Origin of the sequence: Pseudomonas sp. P105 (genome assembly GCF_032614175.1) — a bacterium.
GTDB classification, from domain to species: domain Bacteria; phylum Pseudomonadota; class Gammaproteobacteria; order Pseudomonadales; family Pseudomonadaceae; genus Aquipseudomonas; species Aquipseudomonas rhizophila.
On sequence record NZ_CP126693.1, the window covers coordinates 3101113 to 3117029 of the forward strand.

The window sequence follows — 15917 nt, forward strand, 5'->3', positions numbered from 1 at the left end:
GCGACAAGCGCGGAGCCTGTGTCATGATTCGGCGTCAACCTGACTGGCCGCACCTCGCATGACTTCAGTGAAAGACGTTGCACAGCTGGCCGGCGTGTCCCTGATGACGGTTTCTCGAGCGCTCAACAATCCGGAAAAACTGAGCCCCGAAACCCTTCAGCGGGTGCGTCGCGCCATTGACGAACTGCAATTCGTACCGAGCCTTTCGGCGCGCAGGATGCGCGGGGACAATCTCCAGGCGCGAACCATCGGTGTGTTCGCACTGGATACCGCGACCACACCTTTCGCAGTCGAGCTGTTGCTGTCCATCGAGCAGACCGCGCAGCAAGCCGGTTGGAATGTGTTTATCCTCAACCTGTTGAGCAACCCGCCCACCGACCAGAACATCGACCTGATGATGTCGCACCGTCCCGACGGGTTGATCTTCAGTGCCATGGGATTGCGCCAGGTGAGCATCCCCGAGCGCCTGAAAAGCAAACCACTGGTACTCGCCAATTGCCTGGCCGATGACACTCGCCTGGTCAGCTATGTGCCCGACGATGAAACGGGGCAGCATCGAGCGGTGCATCACGCCTTGAGCCAAGGCTATCGGCGCCCTCTGTGTATCAATCTGCCAAAACAGAGCCTTGCCTGGAGCCTGCGACAAGAAGGTTTGCAACGTGCCTGCCAGGCCTTTGGGCTGGCGCCTGAAGCACTTCTGCAATACGACCTTTCCGATCACGATGCCTACGGTGAAACCGCAGCCATTCTCGACCGGCACATCATCGAGGGGCGTCCGCAGTTCGACATTCTGATCTGCGGTAACGACCGTATCGCCTTCTGTGCCTATCAGTTGTTGTTGGGCCGTGGCCTGAAGATTCCCAGCGATGTTGCGGTGCTCGGCTATGACAACATGATCGGCATCGCCGAGCTGTTCATGCCGCCACTGACCACGGTCCAACTGCCGTACTACGAGATCGGTCGCAGGGCTGCCCGGCACCTGATCGAGAACCTCGATGTGTCGGGCGCCCAGCCGGTAGATTGCCCATTGGTGATCAGAGCGTCGTTATAGACTCAGTAGGAAAATCTCACCTCGGGCCTTTACTTCTATCACTTGGCAAAGAGCTGGCTCATATCCTTGAACGCCTTGAATTCAAGCGCGTTACCGCAAGGGTCGAACAGGAACATCGTCGCCTGCTCACCCACCTGCCCCTTGAAGCGAATGTAGGGTTCAATCACAAACTGGGTACCGAAGGACTTCAAGCGTTCGGCCAGTGCTTCCCATTCCTCCCAGCCCAAAATAACGCCGAAATGAGGAACAGGTACGTCATGGCCGTCCACCGGGTTGCTGTGAACGCTTTCCTGAGCCGCGGTTTTTGGCTGCTCATGGATCACCAACTGGTGGCCGTAAAAGTTGAAATCGACCCACTGGGCGCTGGAGCGCCCCTCTTGCAGTCCAAACACTTCACCATAAAAGGTGCGTGCGCCAGCGAGGTCGTAAACCGGGATTGCCAAGTGGAAGGGAGAGAGGTTCATCAGGACTCCTTTTTTGTGCTTTTTGGGTGAGGCCATCGTAGAGCGGCGCTACAGGCGGAAAAATCAATATATATTGCTTAGAAACACAATTAATATTTGTGAATGATTAAAGAACTCAAGACGCTCCTCGCCGTCGCACGGGAAGGCACTTTCGCTGCGGCCGGGAACAGGATCGGCCTCACACAGGCCGCCGTGAGCGCGCAAATCCAGCGTCTGGAGGCGCAGCTTGGCTTCGAAATATTCGACAGGAAAGGACGCTCGGCGCACCTCAACCGCAAGGGGCACCAAGTGCTCTTGCAGGCACAAGAGTTGCTGCGCCTCTACGACAATCTGGGCTGTGGCACCGCCGAACTTGCGACCAATGTCCTGGTGAACATCGGCGCCATTGCGTCCGTTCAGCGTTCCTATTTGCCGGACGCTTTGGCCAGGTTCCATCAGCAATGCCCTCAGTGCCGTACTCGGGTGCTGCCGGGGCTGTCGATGGAGCTGGTCAATCTGGTGGACGCTGGCGAAATCGACATGGCGGCCATCATCCGTCCGCCCTTCTCGCTTCAGAGCGACCTGCGCTGGACGACCCTGACACTTGAGCCGTATCGATTGATCGTTGCCCGCGAAGTGCCGGGGGAAGATTGGGCGACACTCCTTTCCAGCCTTCCATTCATTCGATATGACCGTGCTTCATTCGGTGGCCGGCAGGTGGATCGTTTCCTGCGGCAAATGCATTTCACCGTGCGCGAGGTGTGTGAACTGGATGAACTGGAGGCCATCATCAAGCTGGTTGAAAACGGTGTGGGAGTGGCATTGGTCCCGCAAACATCGGCCCATGACTGGCCGGCGGGTGTCAGAGCCCTGGACCTTGGTCAGCACACCTTCCATCGGGATATCGGACTGGTGCATCGGTCGGGACAAAGCCTCACCGAACCGGTGCGGACTTTGGCTCAACTGATTGCCGAACAAGCCAGTACCGGTTCTGAGTAAAAAAGCTTTTGTCGACCGAATGATCTATACCTTCAGATACACGCAGTCAGGCCGACAGCGTTGATAGGCAATAATAAAAAAGCCGTGGTGAACATCGCAGGATGATGTTTCTGGCGCCGTGGGTTTGGAATGGCGCATCACTTTCAATGCCTGAAGTATCGATCATGAGCCGGATCAAACGCGTATTGGAAGGCCGTACCAAAGCACTCTCGCGCCTATGCCTGGTGCTGCCGACGCTGATTGTCTGTAGCGCCTACGCCGCACCTTTGACGATTGAACTGCACATTCTGGACGCGCCGCCGTTGACGTTTGTCGATGACCCCAAGGGGCACGGAATTGTCGGCGATGTTGCTGTAGCGGCCATGACCAAGGCCGGGTATACCGTGCAGTTCCATATCCTTCCCTGGGCCCGCTCACAGAAGCACGTCAGCGAACAGCGCAATCACCTGATCGCGCCCCTGTCGCGCACGCCGGAACGCGAGGATCGCTTTACCTGGATCGCTTCGGTCATGCCCATGGAACGCGCCTTCTTCACCCTCGACCGGCAAGTGAGCAGTTTCGCCGAAGCCCGGCAAACGTACCGCAAGATTGGCGTCGGCCTGGGAAGTGCGCAGCAGGAGATCCTGCGCACCGAAGGGTTCAGCGATGAGCAGATCTACCCGCTGGTCATTGGCGACAACCCCGCCCAGATGCTCTTGATGGGACGTATCGACGCTTGGTTCAACGGCGTCCCTGAGAGTCGGTATATCTGGCCCAAGGTGTCCAAGCGCGAACTGCTCATGAGCCCGGTCAATAGCAGTGCCGATCTCTATCTGGCCTGCTCCAAACGGTGCTCCCCGAAAATGGTCAAGAAGCTGCGGGCGGCCGTTGAAAGCCTTCGCGCCAGCGGCGAAATCCAGCGCATCCATGACCGCTATCTGCCGCAGTAGCGTTCTTCACGCAGGTAATTCGGTGCATCTGGCAACCTGAAGGGACATCAACGCAATTGATAGCCGCCTAACGAAAGCCCTCAGCTAGAGCGCTGGGCGATGTCTTATATCATTCCGAATGATAGTTACCTTTGCTTCATTCGATTCGTGCCTCACCGCCTCCCCACGCATCATCCGCCCATCTCAATACTCTTGGCGGATGCTATCCATGGAATATTCACTTTCAAAATTGCGCTTTCCCCTGGCACTGATGGCGGTGCTGGTGATGAGTGCATGCGGCAAGACCCCAGATACGGCGGCTTCCATGCCGGCGGCCAAAGTCAGTGTGGCCAAGGTGCTGGAGCAGCCGGTCAACGAGTGGGACGAATTCACCGGGCGCCTCGAGGCACCTGAAACCGTTGAGATCCGACCCCGCGTTTCAGGACAGATCGATAACGTAGCGTTCACCGAAGGCGCTCTGGTCAAGAAAGGCGACCTGTTGTTCCAGATCGATCCGCGTCCCTTCCAGGCTGAAGTGCGTCGCCTCGAAGCCCAGTTGTCCCAGGCCCGAGCGACGGCTACCCGTAGCGAGAACGAAGCCAAGCGTGGCGAGCGCCTGCGCTTGAGCAATGCCATTTCCGCCGAGCTGGCAGATTCGCGTACCAGTGCTGCCCAGGAAGCCCGCGCTGCCGCTGCGGCGATCCAGGCACAACTGGACCTGGCCAAACTGAACCTGAGCTTCACCCGGGTCACTTCGCCTATCAGCGGTCGCGTCAGCCGGGCGGACATCACCGCCGGCAACCTGGTGACCGCCGATGTCACGCCGCTCACCAGCGTGGTGTCCACCGACAAGGTCTACGCCTACTTCGATGCCGACGAGCGCGTCTTCCTCAAGTACACCCGCCTCGCCCGCGAAGGCCAGCGTGGTCAGGCCACTCCGGTCTACATGGGCCTGTCCAACGAGGAAGGTAATCCGCACCTGGGCCATATGAATTTCATCGACAACCAGGTCAATCCACAGACCGGTACCATTCGTGGTCGCGCGGTGTTCGACAACAAGGATGGCGCCTACACCCCTGGGCTGTATGCCCGGCTGAAACTGGTGGGCAGCGGCACTTACTCGGCCGTGCTGATCAACGACGAAGCCGTCGGCACCGACCTTGGCAAGAAATTCGTGCTGGTGATGGACGCCGACAATAAGCCGGCCTACCGCGCTGTCGAGCTGGGACCGAAGATCGAAGGCCTGCGCATCGTGCGCAACGGCTTGAGCAAGGACGACACCATCATCGTCAAGGGCCTGCAACGCGCTCGCCCCGGTACACCGGTCACGCCTGAAACCGTGCCGATGGCCAGCGAAGAAACCATTGCCGCCCTGGCACAACAACGAAAAGCGCTCGAAGCCAGCAACCTGCCCCAAGTCGCGCCTGCCAAGGCTGCTTCCGGATCGGCAGGCAAACTGGCCGCAGCGACCCCACGCGGTTAAGGGACTGAACTCAAGATGAAATTTTCCCAGTTCTTCATTTCGCGGCCGATCTTCGCAGCGGTGCTTTCGCTGCTGATCCTGATCGCCGGCGCCATCTCACTGTTCCAGTTGCCGATCAGCGAGTACCCGGAAGTCGTGCCGCCGACTGTAGTCGTGCGCGCCAACTTCCCGGGTGCCAACCCCAAGGTCATCGGCGAAACCGTAGCCGCGCCCCTGGAGCAAGCCATCACCGGCGTCGAGAACATGCTGTACATGTCCTCGCAATCCACCGCCGATGGCAAGATCACCCTGACCATCACCTTCGCGCTGGGCACCGACCTGGACAACGCCCAAGTGCAGGTGCAGAACCGCGTCACGCGGACTGAACCCAAGTTGCCGGAAGAAGTCACCCGGATCGGCATCACGGTGGATAAGGCATCGCCCGACCTGACCATGGTTGTGCACTTGACCTCGCCGGACCAGCGCTACGACATGCTTTACCTGTCCAACTATGCCCTGCTCAATATCAAGGATGAGCTGGCGCGCCTGGGCGGTGTGGGTGATGTGCAGCTATTCGGCATGGGGGACTATTCCCTGCGGGTCTGGCTTGATCCGAACAAGACTGCTTCGCGCAACCTGACCGCCACCGACGTGGTCACCGCCATCCGCGAACAGAACCGTCAGGTCGCCGCCGGGGCCCTGGGCGCGCCTCCGGCACCCAATGCCCAGGCATTCCAGCTCTCGATCAACACCCAGGGACGCCTGGTGAATGAGGAAGAGTTCGAAAACATCATCATCCGTTCCGGCGAGAACGGTGAAATCACCCGTCTCAAAGACATCGCACGAGTGGAGTTGGGCTCCAGTCAATACGCCCTGCGCTCATTGCTCGACAACCAGCCGGCGGTGGCGATCCCTATCTTCCAGCGCCCCGGCTCCAACGCCATCCAGATTTCCAACGATGTTCGCGCCAAGATGGACGAACTCAAGCAGAACTTCCCTGCGGGGATGGACTACAGCATCGTCTATGACCCGACGATCTTCGTGCGCGGCTCCATCGAGGCGGTGGTTCACACCCTCTTCGAAGCGCTGATCCTCGTGGTGCTGGTGGTGATCCTGTTCCTGCAGACCTGGCGCGCCTCGATCATTCCGCTGGTGGCCGTGCCGGTGTCGCTTATCGGTACGTTTGCCGTGATGCATCTGTTCGGCTTCTCGCTGAACGCGCTCTCGCTGTTCGGGCTGGTACTGGCGATCGGTATCGTGGTGGACGACGCCATCGTGGTGGTGGAGAACGTCGAACGCAACATCGGCTTGGGACTGACTCCGGTGGAAGCCACCAAACGCGCCATGGGCGAAGTGACCGGCCCGATCATCGCTACCGCCCTGGTGTTGTGCGCGGTATTCGTACCGGCGGCGTTCATCAGTGGCTTGACCGGGCAGTTCTATAAGCAGTTTGCTTTGACCATTGCCATTTCCACGGTGATCTCGGCATTCAACTCCCTGACCCTGTCGCCAGCCCTGGCCGCAGTGCTGCTCAAGAGTCATGACGCGCCCAAGGACCGTTTTTCCAGGTTTCTGGACAAGATATTCGGTGGCTGGCTGTTCCGTCCGTTCAACCGCTTCTTCGACCGTGCCAGTCACAGCTACGTGGGCACAGTTGGCCGCGTGATCCGCAGCAGCGGTATCGCCCTGCTGGTGTACGCAGGCCTGATGGTGCTGACGTTCTTCGGATTCTCCAACACCCCGACCGGTTTCGTACCCGGCCAGGACAAGCAATACCTGGTGGCCTTTGCCCAACTGCCGGATGCCGCGAGCCTGGACCGCACCGAAGACGTGATCAAGCGCATGTCGGACATGGCCCTCAAGCAGCCGGGCGTCGAAAGCGCTGTGGCCTTTCCTGGCCTGTCGATCAACGGCTTCACCAATAGCCCGAACGCCGGCATCGTGTTCGTGACCCTCAAGCCCTTCGACGAGCGCAAGGACCCCAGCATGTCTGCCGGGGCCATTGCCGGGGCCTTGAACGGCCAGTACTCGGAAATCCAGGAAGCCTACATGGCGATCTTCCCGCCGCCGCCGGTACAGGGCCTGGGCACGATCGGTGGTTTCCGTCTGCAAATCGAAGACCGGGGCAACCTGGGCTACGACGAGCTGTACAAAGAAACCATGAACATCATCACCAAGAGCCACAACGTGCCGGAACTGGCCGGGCTGTTCACCAGCTACACGGTGAACGTGCCGCAGGTCGATGCCGCCATCGATCGTGAAAAAGCCAAGACCCACGGCGTGGCCGTCAGTGACATCTTCGACACCCTGCAGATCTACCTGGGCTCGCTGTATGCCAACGACTTCAACCGCTTTGGCCGCACCTATCAGGTCAACGTTCAGGCCGAGCAACAGTTCCGCCTGGAGTCGGACCAGATTGGCCAGCTCAAGGTGCGCAACAACCGTGGCGAGATGATCCCGCTGGCGACCTTCATCAAGGTCAGCGACACCTCGGGACCTGACCGCGTAATGCACTACAACGGCTTCATCACTGCGGAAATCAACGGTGCCGCTGCCCCGGGCTACAGTTCCGGCCAGGCTGAAAAAGCCATCGAGAAACTGCTCAAGGACGAATTGCCCAACGGCATGACTTACGAGTGGACCGACCTGACGTACCAGCAGATTCTCTCGGGCAACACCGCGCTGTTCGTGTTCCCGCTCTGTGTCCTGCTGGCGTTCCTGGTGCTGGCGGCACAGTACGAAAGCTGGAGCTTGCCGCTGGCGGTGATCCTGATCGTACCGATGACCCTGCTGTCGGCCATTACCGGGGTAATTCTTTCCGGCGGCGACAACAACATCTTTACCCAGATCGGATTGATCGTACTGGTGGGGCTTGCCTGTAAGAACGCCATTCTGATCGTTGAGTTCGCCAAGGATAAACAGCTTGAGGGCATGAACCCCCTGGCTGCGGTGCTGGAGGCCTGCCGCCTGCGTCTGCGGCCGATCCTGATGACCTCCTTCGCGTTCATCATGGGCGTGGTGCCGTTGGTCTTCTCCAGCGGTGCAGGTGCTGAAATGCGCCATGCCATGGGTGTCGCGGTGTTCTCGGGCATGCTCGGGGTGACCTTCTTCGGTCTGCTGCTCACGCCAGTGTTCTATGTACTGATCCGCAACTTCGTCGAGCGCAGCGAGGCCCGCAAAGCGGCCCGGGCGTTGAAACTGGAGGCGCAACAATGAGTTTGAAAGTGTTTGTGCCGAGCCTGCTGGTACTGGCCTTGAGTGCTTGCGCCGTAGGCCCGGACTACAAGGCACCGCAAACGGAGGCGGCGAACATCACCACCGCCACCGACGGTGCCGCCGGCCAGAAGAATTTCGACCGTGCCCGTTTCGAAGGGATCTGGTGGCAGCAGTTCGAAGACCCGACGCTCAACGCACTGGTCACCCGTTCCCTGGAGGGCAACCGCGAGTTACGCGTGGCGTTCGCCCGTTTGCGAGCAGCCCGAGCGATACGCGACGACGCCAGCAATGACGTCATGCCGACCATCACCAGCCGCGCCAGCAGCAACCTGGGCAAAGGCCAGATTCCGGGGCAGACCACCGACCGGGTCAGCACCGAACGCTATGACCTGGGCCTGGACATGGCCTGGGAGCTGGATCTGTTCGGACGCATCCAGCGCAACCTGGAAGCCACCGATGCCGATCAGCAGGCGGTCGAAGCCGATCTCTATCAGTTGCAGGTGACAATGATCGCCGAACTGGTGGACGCCTACGGTCAACTGCGCGGCGCCCAACTGCGGGAAAAAATCGCCCTGGCGAACCTTGAGAACCAGCAGGCGTCGCGCAAGATCACCGAAAGCCTGCGCGATGCCGGCGTCGGCGACCAGCTCGACGTGGTCCGCGCCGATGCGCGCCTGGCCTCGGTCGAAGCCAGCGTGCCGCAGTTGCAGGCCGAACAGGTACGCCAGCGCAACCGCATCGCTACCTTGCTGGGTGAGCGCCCGGACAAACTGAGTGTGGACCTGAGTCCCAAACAGCTGCCGGCCATCGCCAAGGCCCTGCCGATTGGCGATCCGGGTGAACTGTTGCAACGTCGCCCGGACATTCTCAGCGCCGAGCGCCAACTCGCTGCCGCCACCGCGCGCATTGGCGTGGCCAAGGCCGATCTGTTCCCACGGGTCAGCCTCAGCGGTTTCCTGGGCTTTACCGCCGGGCGCGGTTCGCAGATCGGCTCATCGGCGGCCAATGCCTGGGCGCTGGGGCCAAGCATTACCTGGGCTGCCTTCGATTTGGGCAGTGTGCGGGCGCGTCTGCGCGGTGCCGACGCTGAGGCGGACGGCGCCTTGGCGACCTACGAACAGCAAGTGCTGCTGGCCCTGGAGGAATCGGAAAATGCCTTCAGCGACTACGGCAAGCGCCAACAACGCCTGATTTCGCTGATCCGGCAGAGCGAATCGAGTCGAGCCGCCGCTGACTTGGCCGAAATCCGCTACCGCGAAGGCACAGAGGATTTCCTCGTCCTGTTGGATGCCCAACGTGAGCGCCTGGCCGCCGAGGACACTCAGGCCCAGGCCGAAGTGGACCTGTATCGCGGCATTGTCGCGATCTACAAGGCCCTGGGCGGCGGCTGGCAACCGGAAGCCGTAGCCAGCAACTGACCGACCTTATTCAACCGAGCTCCTTTGGTTGGCCGCAACCAACCAAATTTTCGCCCCGCCTCCCATGTTGGACGCGGGGCTTTTTTTGCCTGCCGCAAACGCCTGGTGGGAGCGAGCCTGCTCGCGATGGCGCTGGGTCAGTCAACTCAAATGCCAACTGATATACCGCTATCGCGAGCAGGCTCGCTCCCACCGCGTTATCTGCAGATTCTTTCAAGGTTTGACTCAAGCCCGCACCTGACCGAAGCTTGCGGCATTTCACGCTTCCTGGTTATGGACTACCTGCATGCCCTCGCCTCGCCGCTATCTGTTGCTCAGCCTGTCTGTCCTGTTGGTAATCGGTCTAGTCGCAATGTGGCTACGCAGCACCACGCCGCAAATTCCCGAGGCAATCAAGCGTGGCTACAGTGAAGCCCTTGAGCACGCACGCAATGGGCAGCCAGGGGCGGCGCGGATGCTCTATCAGCAATTGGGTCGCCCGGACCTGTCGCCCAAGCGCCGGGTATGGCTGCACGCAGAGCTGGCGAACTACCCAAGCCCCCAAGCCCTGAAACTGGCGGACGCGGACCTGCACAGCGAGTCGCCGGATGTGCGTCGAGCGGCCATTGGCAGCATCAGCGGGCTGGTGCCAACCGGCCAACGCAGCCTGTTGCTGGGGCCGTTGCTCGAAGATCAAGACCCAAGCGTCCGCTTCGCCGCAGTGAACGCGTTGCTGGGCTTATCGCCCGATGAGCTTGGTTTGTACTTCGGGCCTATGCAGCTTGTCATCGGCATGTGGGAGCAGATGCTTGAAGACGGTCCACCAACCGCCGAGTCCCACTATCAGCTGGCCCGGCTGCACCTGCATAACGCCGAACTGAAAAAGGCTCAGTTGGCGCTGGAACAAGTCCTGCGCCTGCAACCGGACAACCTGCCAGCGCTGGTCATGCAGATCGACGTGCTGGACAAACAGGGCCAGGCCGACGCTGCACGTCAGTTGCTTGCCCAACAGTTGAAAAACCAGCCGGAGTCGGCTTATCTGCAACATGCATTGGGTCTGTGGCTGCTGCACCATGGCCAGGCGGAGTACGCGCTGCTTGGTTTGGCAAAAGCCGTGGAGCTTGAGCCCGAAAACCGACATTACCGTTATGACCTGGCAACCACCTTGTATGCCGAACAGGAACTGGAAGCGGCGCAGAAACAGTTACAGGAAATCGTCCAGCGCTACCCGGCTGATCGCAGGGCGCGGGTGCTGCTGATCAACTACTGGAAGGAGTCCGGGCAGTTGCAGAATGTGCAGATCCTGTTGGCGCAACTGGAGCAACTCAACCCCGATGATCCGGCGCTGCAGCAAGGCCTGTAGGCGTTTCCCCGATGCCAGAAAATTGAGCAGTACACCTCGTTTTATCAACGAAAGCGGAACCGTGATCACGGCAAAAGGTCAAGTGTTCAGGCAGTTCATTTTCAGGCGTACTCCAGCCTGCTGCCCACTTCCCTAGTCATGAGAGGGCTTTTTTTGTCTACATCTAACGAGTTGATCAGCGCTAAAGCCGCCACCGGTATCGAAGGGCTGGATGACATCCTTTCCGGTGGCTTGTCCCGCGGCCATGTGTTCCTGCTGGAAGGGGAACCCGGGACCGGCAAGACCACGGTCGCGTTGCAATTCCTCTTGGCCGGTGCCCAGGCCGGCGAACGTTCGTTGTACATCACCCTGTCGGAAACCGAGCGTGAGTTGCGCCAGGGCGCGGCGTCCCACGGTTGGATGATCGACGAAAACGTGCATATCTTCGAGCTTACCCCTCCTGAGAGCCTGCTCAACGCCGAGCATCAGCAAAGCCTGCTGTACTCCTCGGACCTGGAGCTGGGGGAAGCGACCCGGCAGATTTTCGAGGTGGTCGAGCGGGTCAAGCCGACCCGGGTGGTGCTCGACAGCCTGTCGGAGATCCGCCTGCTGGCGCAAAGCTCACTGCGCTATCGCCGGCAGATCCTGGCGATCAAGCATTACTTTGTGCGCTACGACGCCACGGTGCTGCTGCTTGATGACCTGACCACCGAATCCCTGGACAAGACCGTGCACAGCGTCGCCCATGGGGTGATTCGCCTGGAAGAACTGACACCCAATTATGGCGCCGAGCGGCGACGCATTCGGGTGGTCAAGTATCGCGGGCAGAAATACCGTGGCGGCTTTCACGACTTCACCATCATGGGCGACGGCATTCATGTCTTCCCACGCCTGGTAGCCGCCGAACACCGCGGGCAATACCTGCGCCAACAACTGTCCAGCGGCCTCGATGGCGTGGACGCCTTGCTGGGCGGCGGCATCGAGACAGGCTCCAGCACTTTGATCCTGGGCCCGGCCGGCACCGGCAAGTCGCTGATTTCGATGATTTTCGCTGCAGCCGCCGTGCAGCGTGGCGAAAAAGCCGCGCTGTTCATCTTCGATGAAGAATTGGGCTTGCTGTTCGAGCGCATGAGGAACGTCGGTATCGACCTGGAAGCGCTGAGACGAACCGGCAACCTGGTGATCGAACAGGTGGACGCCGCTGAGCTGTCTCCCGGTGAGTTCTCCCATCGGGTACGCCGTTGCGTCGATGAAGGTAACATCAAGACGGTCGTGATCGACAGTATCAATGGCTACCAGGCCGCCATGCCGGAAGAAAACGCCTTGGTGCTGCACGTACATGAACTGCTGCTCTACCTGAACCGCAGGGGCGCTGCGACCTTCATGACCGTTGCGCAACACGGTCTGGTGGGCGATATGCAGGCCCCGGTGGACATTACCTACCTGGCCGACACGGTGATTCTGTTGCGTTATTTCGAAGCGCTGGGCAAAGTTCGTCGAGCGATCTCCATCATCAAGAAACGCACCGGCAGCCATGAATCCACTATTCGCGAATACCGCATCAGCAGCGAGGGCATGACCATCGGCGAGCCGCTGGAAGCATTCCAGGGGGTATTGCGTGGGGTGCCGAACTATATGGGAGCGGATAATCCGTTGCTCAAGGATGATCAACAGTGACGCTGGTCGAGCCCCTGTCGGAGCGGGCGTTGATCCTCGCACCGCTGGGGCGCGACAGCCAGATCGCCCTGATGATCCTGCGCGAAGCCGGCTTCGGCGGCCTTATCTGCCAGCATCTGGGCCACTTGTGCGAAGAGCTGGAGCACGGCGCCGGCCTGTTGGTGATTTCCTCCGAAGCCCTGGTCGGGCCGGAGCTGGAAACGCTGTTGTCACATATCGAAGAGCAACCGGCCTGGTCGGATTTGCCAATCGTATTGTTGACCCACCACGGCGGGCCGGAACAGAACCCGGCGGCGCGTATCGGCACTCAGTTGGGCAACGTAACGTTCCTCGAGCGCCCTTTTCACCCGATAACCCTGGTCAGCGTGGTCACCACCGCCCTGCGGGGCCGGCGCAGGCAATATGAAGCACGAGACCGGCTGATCGACCTGAGCAACAGCGAGCTGCGCCTGCAAACCACCCTGGAGACCCTTGAGCAACAAGTGGAAGAACGCACGGCCCAACTGCGCCACAACGAAGAGGCCTTGCGCCAGTCGCAAAAAATGGAGGCGGTCGGGCAACTCACGGGGGGGATCGCCCATGACTTCAACAACATGCTCACCGGGATCATCGGCAGCCTCGAACTGTTGCGCCGGCGCCTGGCCCGAGGCCGCACCGAAGATCTGGACAGCCTGATCGACCTGGGGGTGACATCGGCCAATCGCGCAGCCGGCCTGACGCATCGTTTGCTGGCCTTCTCCCGCCGCCAATCGCTGGACTCAAAAGCGGTGCAGATGAATACCCTGGTGCTGTCCATGGGCGAGCTGCTGCAGCGCAGCCTCAACGAGAGTATCCGGCTGGACATGGAACTGGACGACCAGCTCTGGATCGCCGAAGCCGACCCAAACCAACTGGAAAGCGCCCTACTCAACCTGGTACTCAATGCTCGGGACGCAATGCCCGACGGTGGGCAACTGGTGGTCAAGACGCTCAATCAACACCTGGATGCCGACTTCACCCAGGCTTATACCAACCTGGAGCCGGGCGATTACGTCGTGCTGAGTGTGCAGGATTCCGGTTGCGGAATGCCCGAAGCGGTCATCAATCGTGCGTTCGACCCGTTTTTCACCACCAAGCCGATCGGCCAGGGCACCGGGCTGGGCTTGTCGATGATCTATGGGTTCAGCAAGCAGTCGCGTGGTCACGTGACGATTGACAGTGAAGTCGGCAAAGGCACAACCGTGAGCCTTTATCTGCCGCGTTTCGTCGGTGAAGAGGTTCACGAACCACGGGTCGATACACAACACGCCCCGGACGCACAAGACGGTGAGACCGTGCTGATCGTCGAGGACGACCCGGCGGTGCGGGTGCTGGTCAGCGCCGTACTGAGCGAGCTGGGTTATGCCTTCGTCGAGGCAGCCGATGCTGACGGCGCGGTGCCGATCCTTCAGTCAAGCCAGCGCATCGATCTGCTGATCAGTGACGTGGGCCTGCCAGGGATGAACGGCAGGCAACTGGCGGAAATCGGCCGGCAGATCCGCCCGGACCTGCGGGTACTGTTCATCACCGGGTATGCTGAGCATGCGGCGGTGCGCGGCGGCTTCCTGGACCCAGGCATGCAGATGATCACCAAACCGTTCACTTTTGACCTATTGACGGCCAAGGTGCGGGAGATGATCAAGGTTTGAGGCAATGCCCGGATATCAGCCGACCGTGCGCCCGTGATCAAGGATTTTGTGGCAGCAAAGCCTGCTCCCACAAAATCCCGGCCTGCACCCTGCTTTTACAGGCCTAGGACAACATCGTCCGCATCATGTCCTGCAACACATCCAGGTCGAACGGTTTGCCCAGGATCGGCGCCTTGCGGGTGATGGGGCTGTCGGTGTCGCGCACTTCCTGAGCATAACCGCTGATAAAGATGACTTTCAGGTCGGGTCGCAACCGGACCGCCGGTTCAGCGATCTGCACGCCGGTGATACCACCGGGCAGGCGGAAGTCGGTGATCATCATGTCCAGGTGGGGCTTGCTGGCGAGGATCTCGAACGCCTGCTCACCGTTTTCGGCCTGCAGCACTCGATACCCCTCGCCCGACAGGTAGGCCGACAATACCATCAGGATCGACGGGTCATCCTCGACGATCAGTACAACGTCTTGCGCATCTTCACTCATGAGAAGCCTTTGTTCGATCAATAGCTGCTGATACGACCGTAGGGTCACTCAGAGGTTGCGTCTGTTCGACGGTTTTGACCAGGACCGTTTTCTGCAAAGGCAGGCAGACGCGAAACAACGCCCCTTCATTGAGGCGGCTATTGACCGTAATAGTACCGCCATGGGCGGTCACAATCTGCTCGGAGATGAATAGCCCCAGGCCCAGACCGGATGCGACTGCTTTGGACGACACCCGCTCGAACTGCTGGAAGATGCGCTGCTGGTTTTCCTCGCTGATGCCGATACCGTGATCCTGGACTTCGACGCAAGCATGGTCAGGCGTTTTGTAGACGCGCACCTCGATCGGGCTTTTCCCGCCGTAGCGCAAGGCGTTGGTCAGCAGGTTCGACACCACTTGTTCGATACGAAACTCATCCCATTGTCCCTCCACCGACGGCTCGGTCGAGCACGTCAATGTGCATTCGGCCGCCGCGATCTGCGGCTGGAAGTTGCGCAGCAGGTTTTCAACCAGTGTCGTCAGGTTGAAGCGGCTTGGTCGAATGGACAATTTGCCAGTACGAATCCGCGACACGTCGAGCATGTCCTCGATCAGCCGGATCAGGCTCTTGATCTGGCGCTCGTCGCGCTCGACCATCGCTTGCACCTTATCCAGGCTGAAGGCGGCGGCGTTGTCCCGGGCCAGGTGCATCTTGCGCAGTTGCGTCTCGAGAATCAGGCCGTTGAGAGGCGTACGGACCTCGTGGGCAACGATCGACATGAAGTCATCACGCATGCGAACCGCCTGTTCCAGCTCGCTGCGAGTAGCCTGCAACTGCTGCAACAAGGCCTCCTGCTCGCGGCGGCTCTCCTGCAATGCAATGACCTGCTCCTTCATCGCCTTTCTCTGGCGATACAGCTCGACGAACACATTGACCTTGCTTTTGACGGCGTGGTTGTCCAGCGGCTTGTGCAGGAAGTCCACCGCGCCACTTTCATAGCCGGTGAAGGCATAGTTGCGCTCACGGCCGGCGGCGCTGACAAAGATGATAGGAATGCTACGGGTCTTCTCCGTGCCGCGCATCAGCTCGGCCAGTTCAAAGCCGTTCATTCCCGGCATCTGTACATCGATGATGGCCAGGGCAAAGTCGTGTTGCAGCAGCAAGGACAGCGCCTCATCGGCCGACAGCGCTTTGAAAACCTGGCGGCCGTCGAGTTTGATCAGCGCTTCCAGGGCCAACAGATTTTCTGGCAGATCGTCGACGATCAGCAGTTTGGCTTGAATATCTCTTGGCATG

General features: G+C 60.1%; 12 protein-coding genes. 9 read left to right on the forward strand and 3 right to left on the reverse strand.

The window, feature by feature from the left end; translation table 11 throughout:
* Positions 1-58: 58 nt before the first annotated feature.
* Complete coding sequence (locus QOM08_RS13975) at positions 59-1051, forward strand: LacI family DNA-binding transcriptional regulator (protein ID WP_316913203.1); 993 nt, start codon at positions 59-61, stop codon at positions 1049-1051.
* 38 nt (positions 1052-1089) lie between these two features.
* On the opposite strand, the gene QOM08_RS13980 is transcribed toward QOM08_RS13975, so the two are convergent.
* Complete coding sequence (locus tag QOM08_RS13980) at positions 1090-1515, reverse strand: VOC family protein (protein ID WP_316913204.1); 426 nt, start codon at positions 1513-1515, stop codon at positions 1090-1092.
* Between the two features lie 102 nt (positions 1516-1617).
* On the opposite strand from QOM08_RS13980, the gene QOM08_RS13985 reads away from it, so the two are divergent.
* From QOM08_RS13985 to QOM08_RS14020, 8 genes are all read left to right on the forward strand, one after another.
* Positions 1618-2493 carry a LysR family transcriptional regulator gene (locus QOM08_RS13985; protein ID WP_047229095.1) on the forward strand — a complete coding sequence of 292 codons (876 nt, stop codon included), beginning with the start codon at positions 1618-1620 and terminating at the stop codon, positions 2491-2493.
* 164 nt (positions 2494-2657) lie between these two features.
* A complete protein-coding gene (locus QOM08_RS13990; RefSeq protein ID WP_107323274.1) occupies positions 2658-3422 on the forward strand; it encodes a substrate-binding periplasmic protein in 765 nt (254 codons plus the stop codon).
* A gap of 208 nt (positions 3423-3630) precedes the next feature.
* Positions 3631-4884 carry a multidrug efflux RND transporter periplasmic adaptor subunit MexE gene (gene mexE / locus QOM08_RS13995; RefSeq protein WP_076384609.1) on the forward strand — a complete coding sequence of 418 codons (1254 nt, stop codon included), beginning with the start codon at positions 3631-3633 and terminating at the stop codon, positions 4882-4884.
* A 15-nt stretch (positions 4885-4899) separates the two neighbouring features.
* On the forward strand, positions 4900-8079 hold the full coding sequence (locus QOM08_RS14000; RefSeq protein WP_139050054.1) for an efflux RND transporter permease subunit: 3180 nt from the start codon (positions 4900-4902) through the stop codon (positions 8077-8079).
* Positions 8076-9497: an efflux transporter outer membrane subunit gene (locus QOM08_RS14005; RefSeq protein ID WP_139050053.1), complete on the forward strand. Its 1422-nt coding sequence runs from the start codon at positions 8076-8078 to the stop codon at positions 9495-9497. Before QOM08_RS14000 ends, QOM08_RS14005 begins: the two co-directional genes overlap by 4 nt.
* Positions 9498-9783: 286 nt before the next feature.
* Positions 9784-10839, forward strand: a complete 1056-nt coding sequence (locus QOM08_RS14010; protein ID WP_139050051.1) for a HEAT repeat domain-containing protein — start codon at positions 9784-9786, stop codon at positions 10837-10839.
* Positions 10840-10992: 153 nt separating this feature from the next.
* On the forward strand, positions 10993-12495 hold the full coding sequence (locus QOM08_RS14015) for an ATPase domain-containing protein (RefSeq protein ID WP_076384603.1): 1503 nt from the start codon (positions 10993-10995) through the stop codon (positions 12493-12495).
* On the forward strand, positions 12492-14162 hold the full coding sequence (locus QOM08_RS14020) for a response regulator (RefSeq protein ID WP_316913205.1): 1671 nt from the start codon (positions 12492-12494) through the stop codon (positions 14160-14162). Before QOM08_RS14015 ends, QOM08_RS14020 begins: the two co-directional genes overlap by 4 nt.
* 103 nt (positions 14163-14265) lie before the next feature.
* Here the strand turns inward: QOM08_RS14020 and QOM08_RS14025 are convergent, their stop codons facing one another.
* Complete coding sequence (locus tag QOM08_RS14025) at positions 14266-14643, reverse strand: response regulator (protein ID WP_047229102.1); 378 nt, start codon at positions 14641-14643, stop codon at positions 14266-14268.
* A complete protein-coding gene (locus QOM08_RS14030; protein ID WP_305468458.1) occupies positions 14636-15916 on the reverse strand; it encodes a hybrid sensor histidine kinase/response regulator in 1281 nt (426 codons plus the stop codon). Before QOM08_RS14030 ends, QOM08_RS14025 begins: the two co-directional genes overlap by 8 nt.
* Position 15917: the final 1 nt, after the last annotated feature.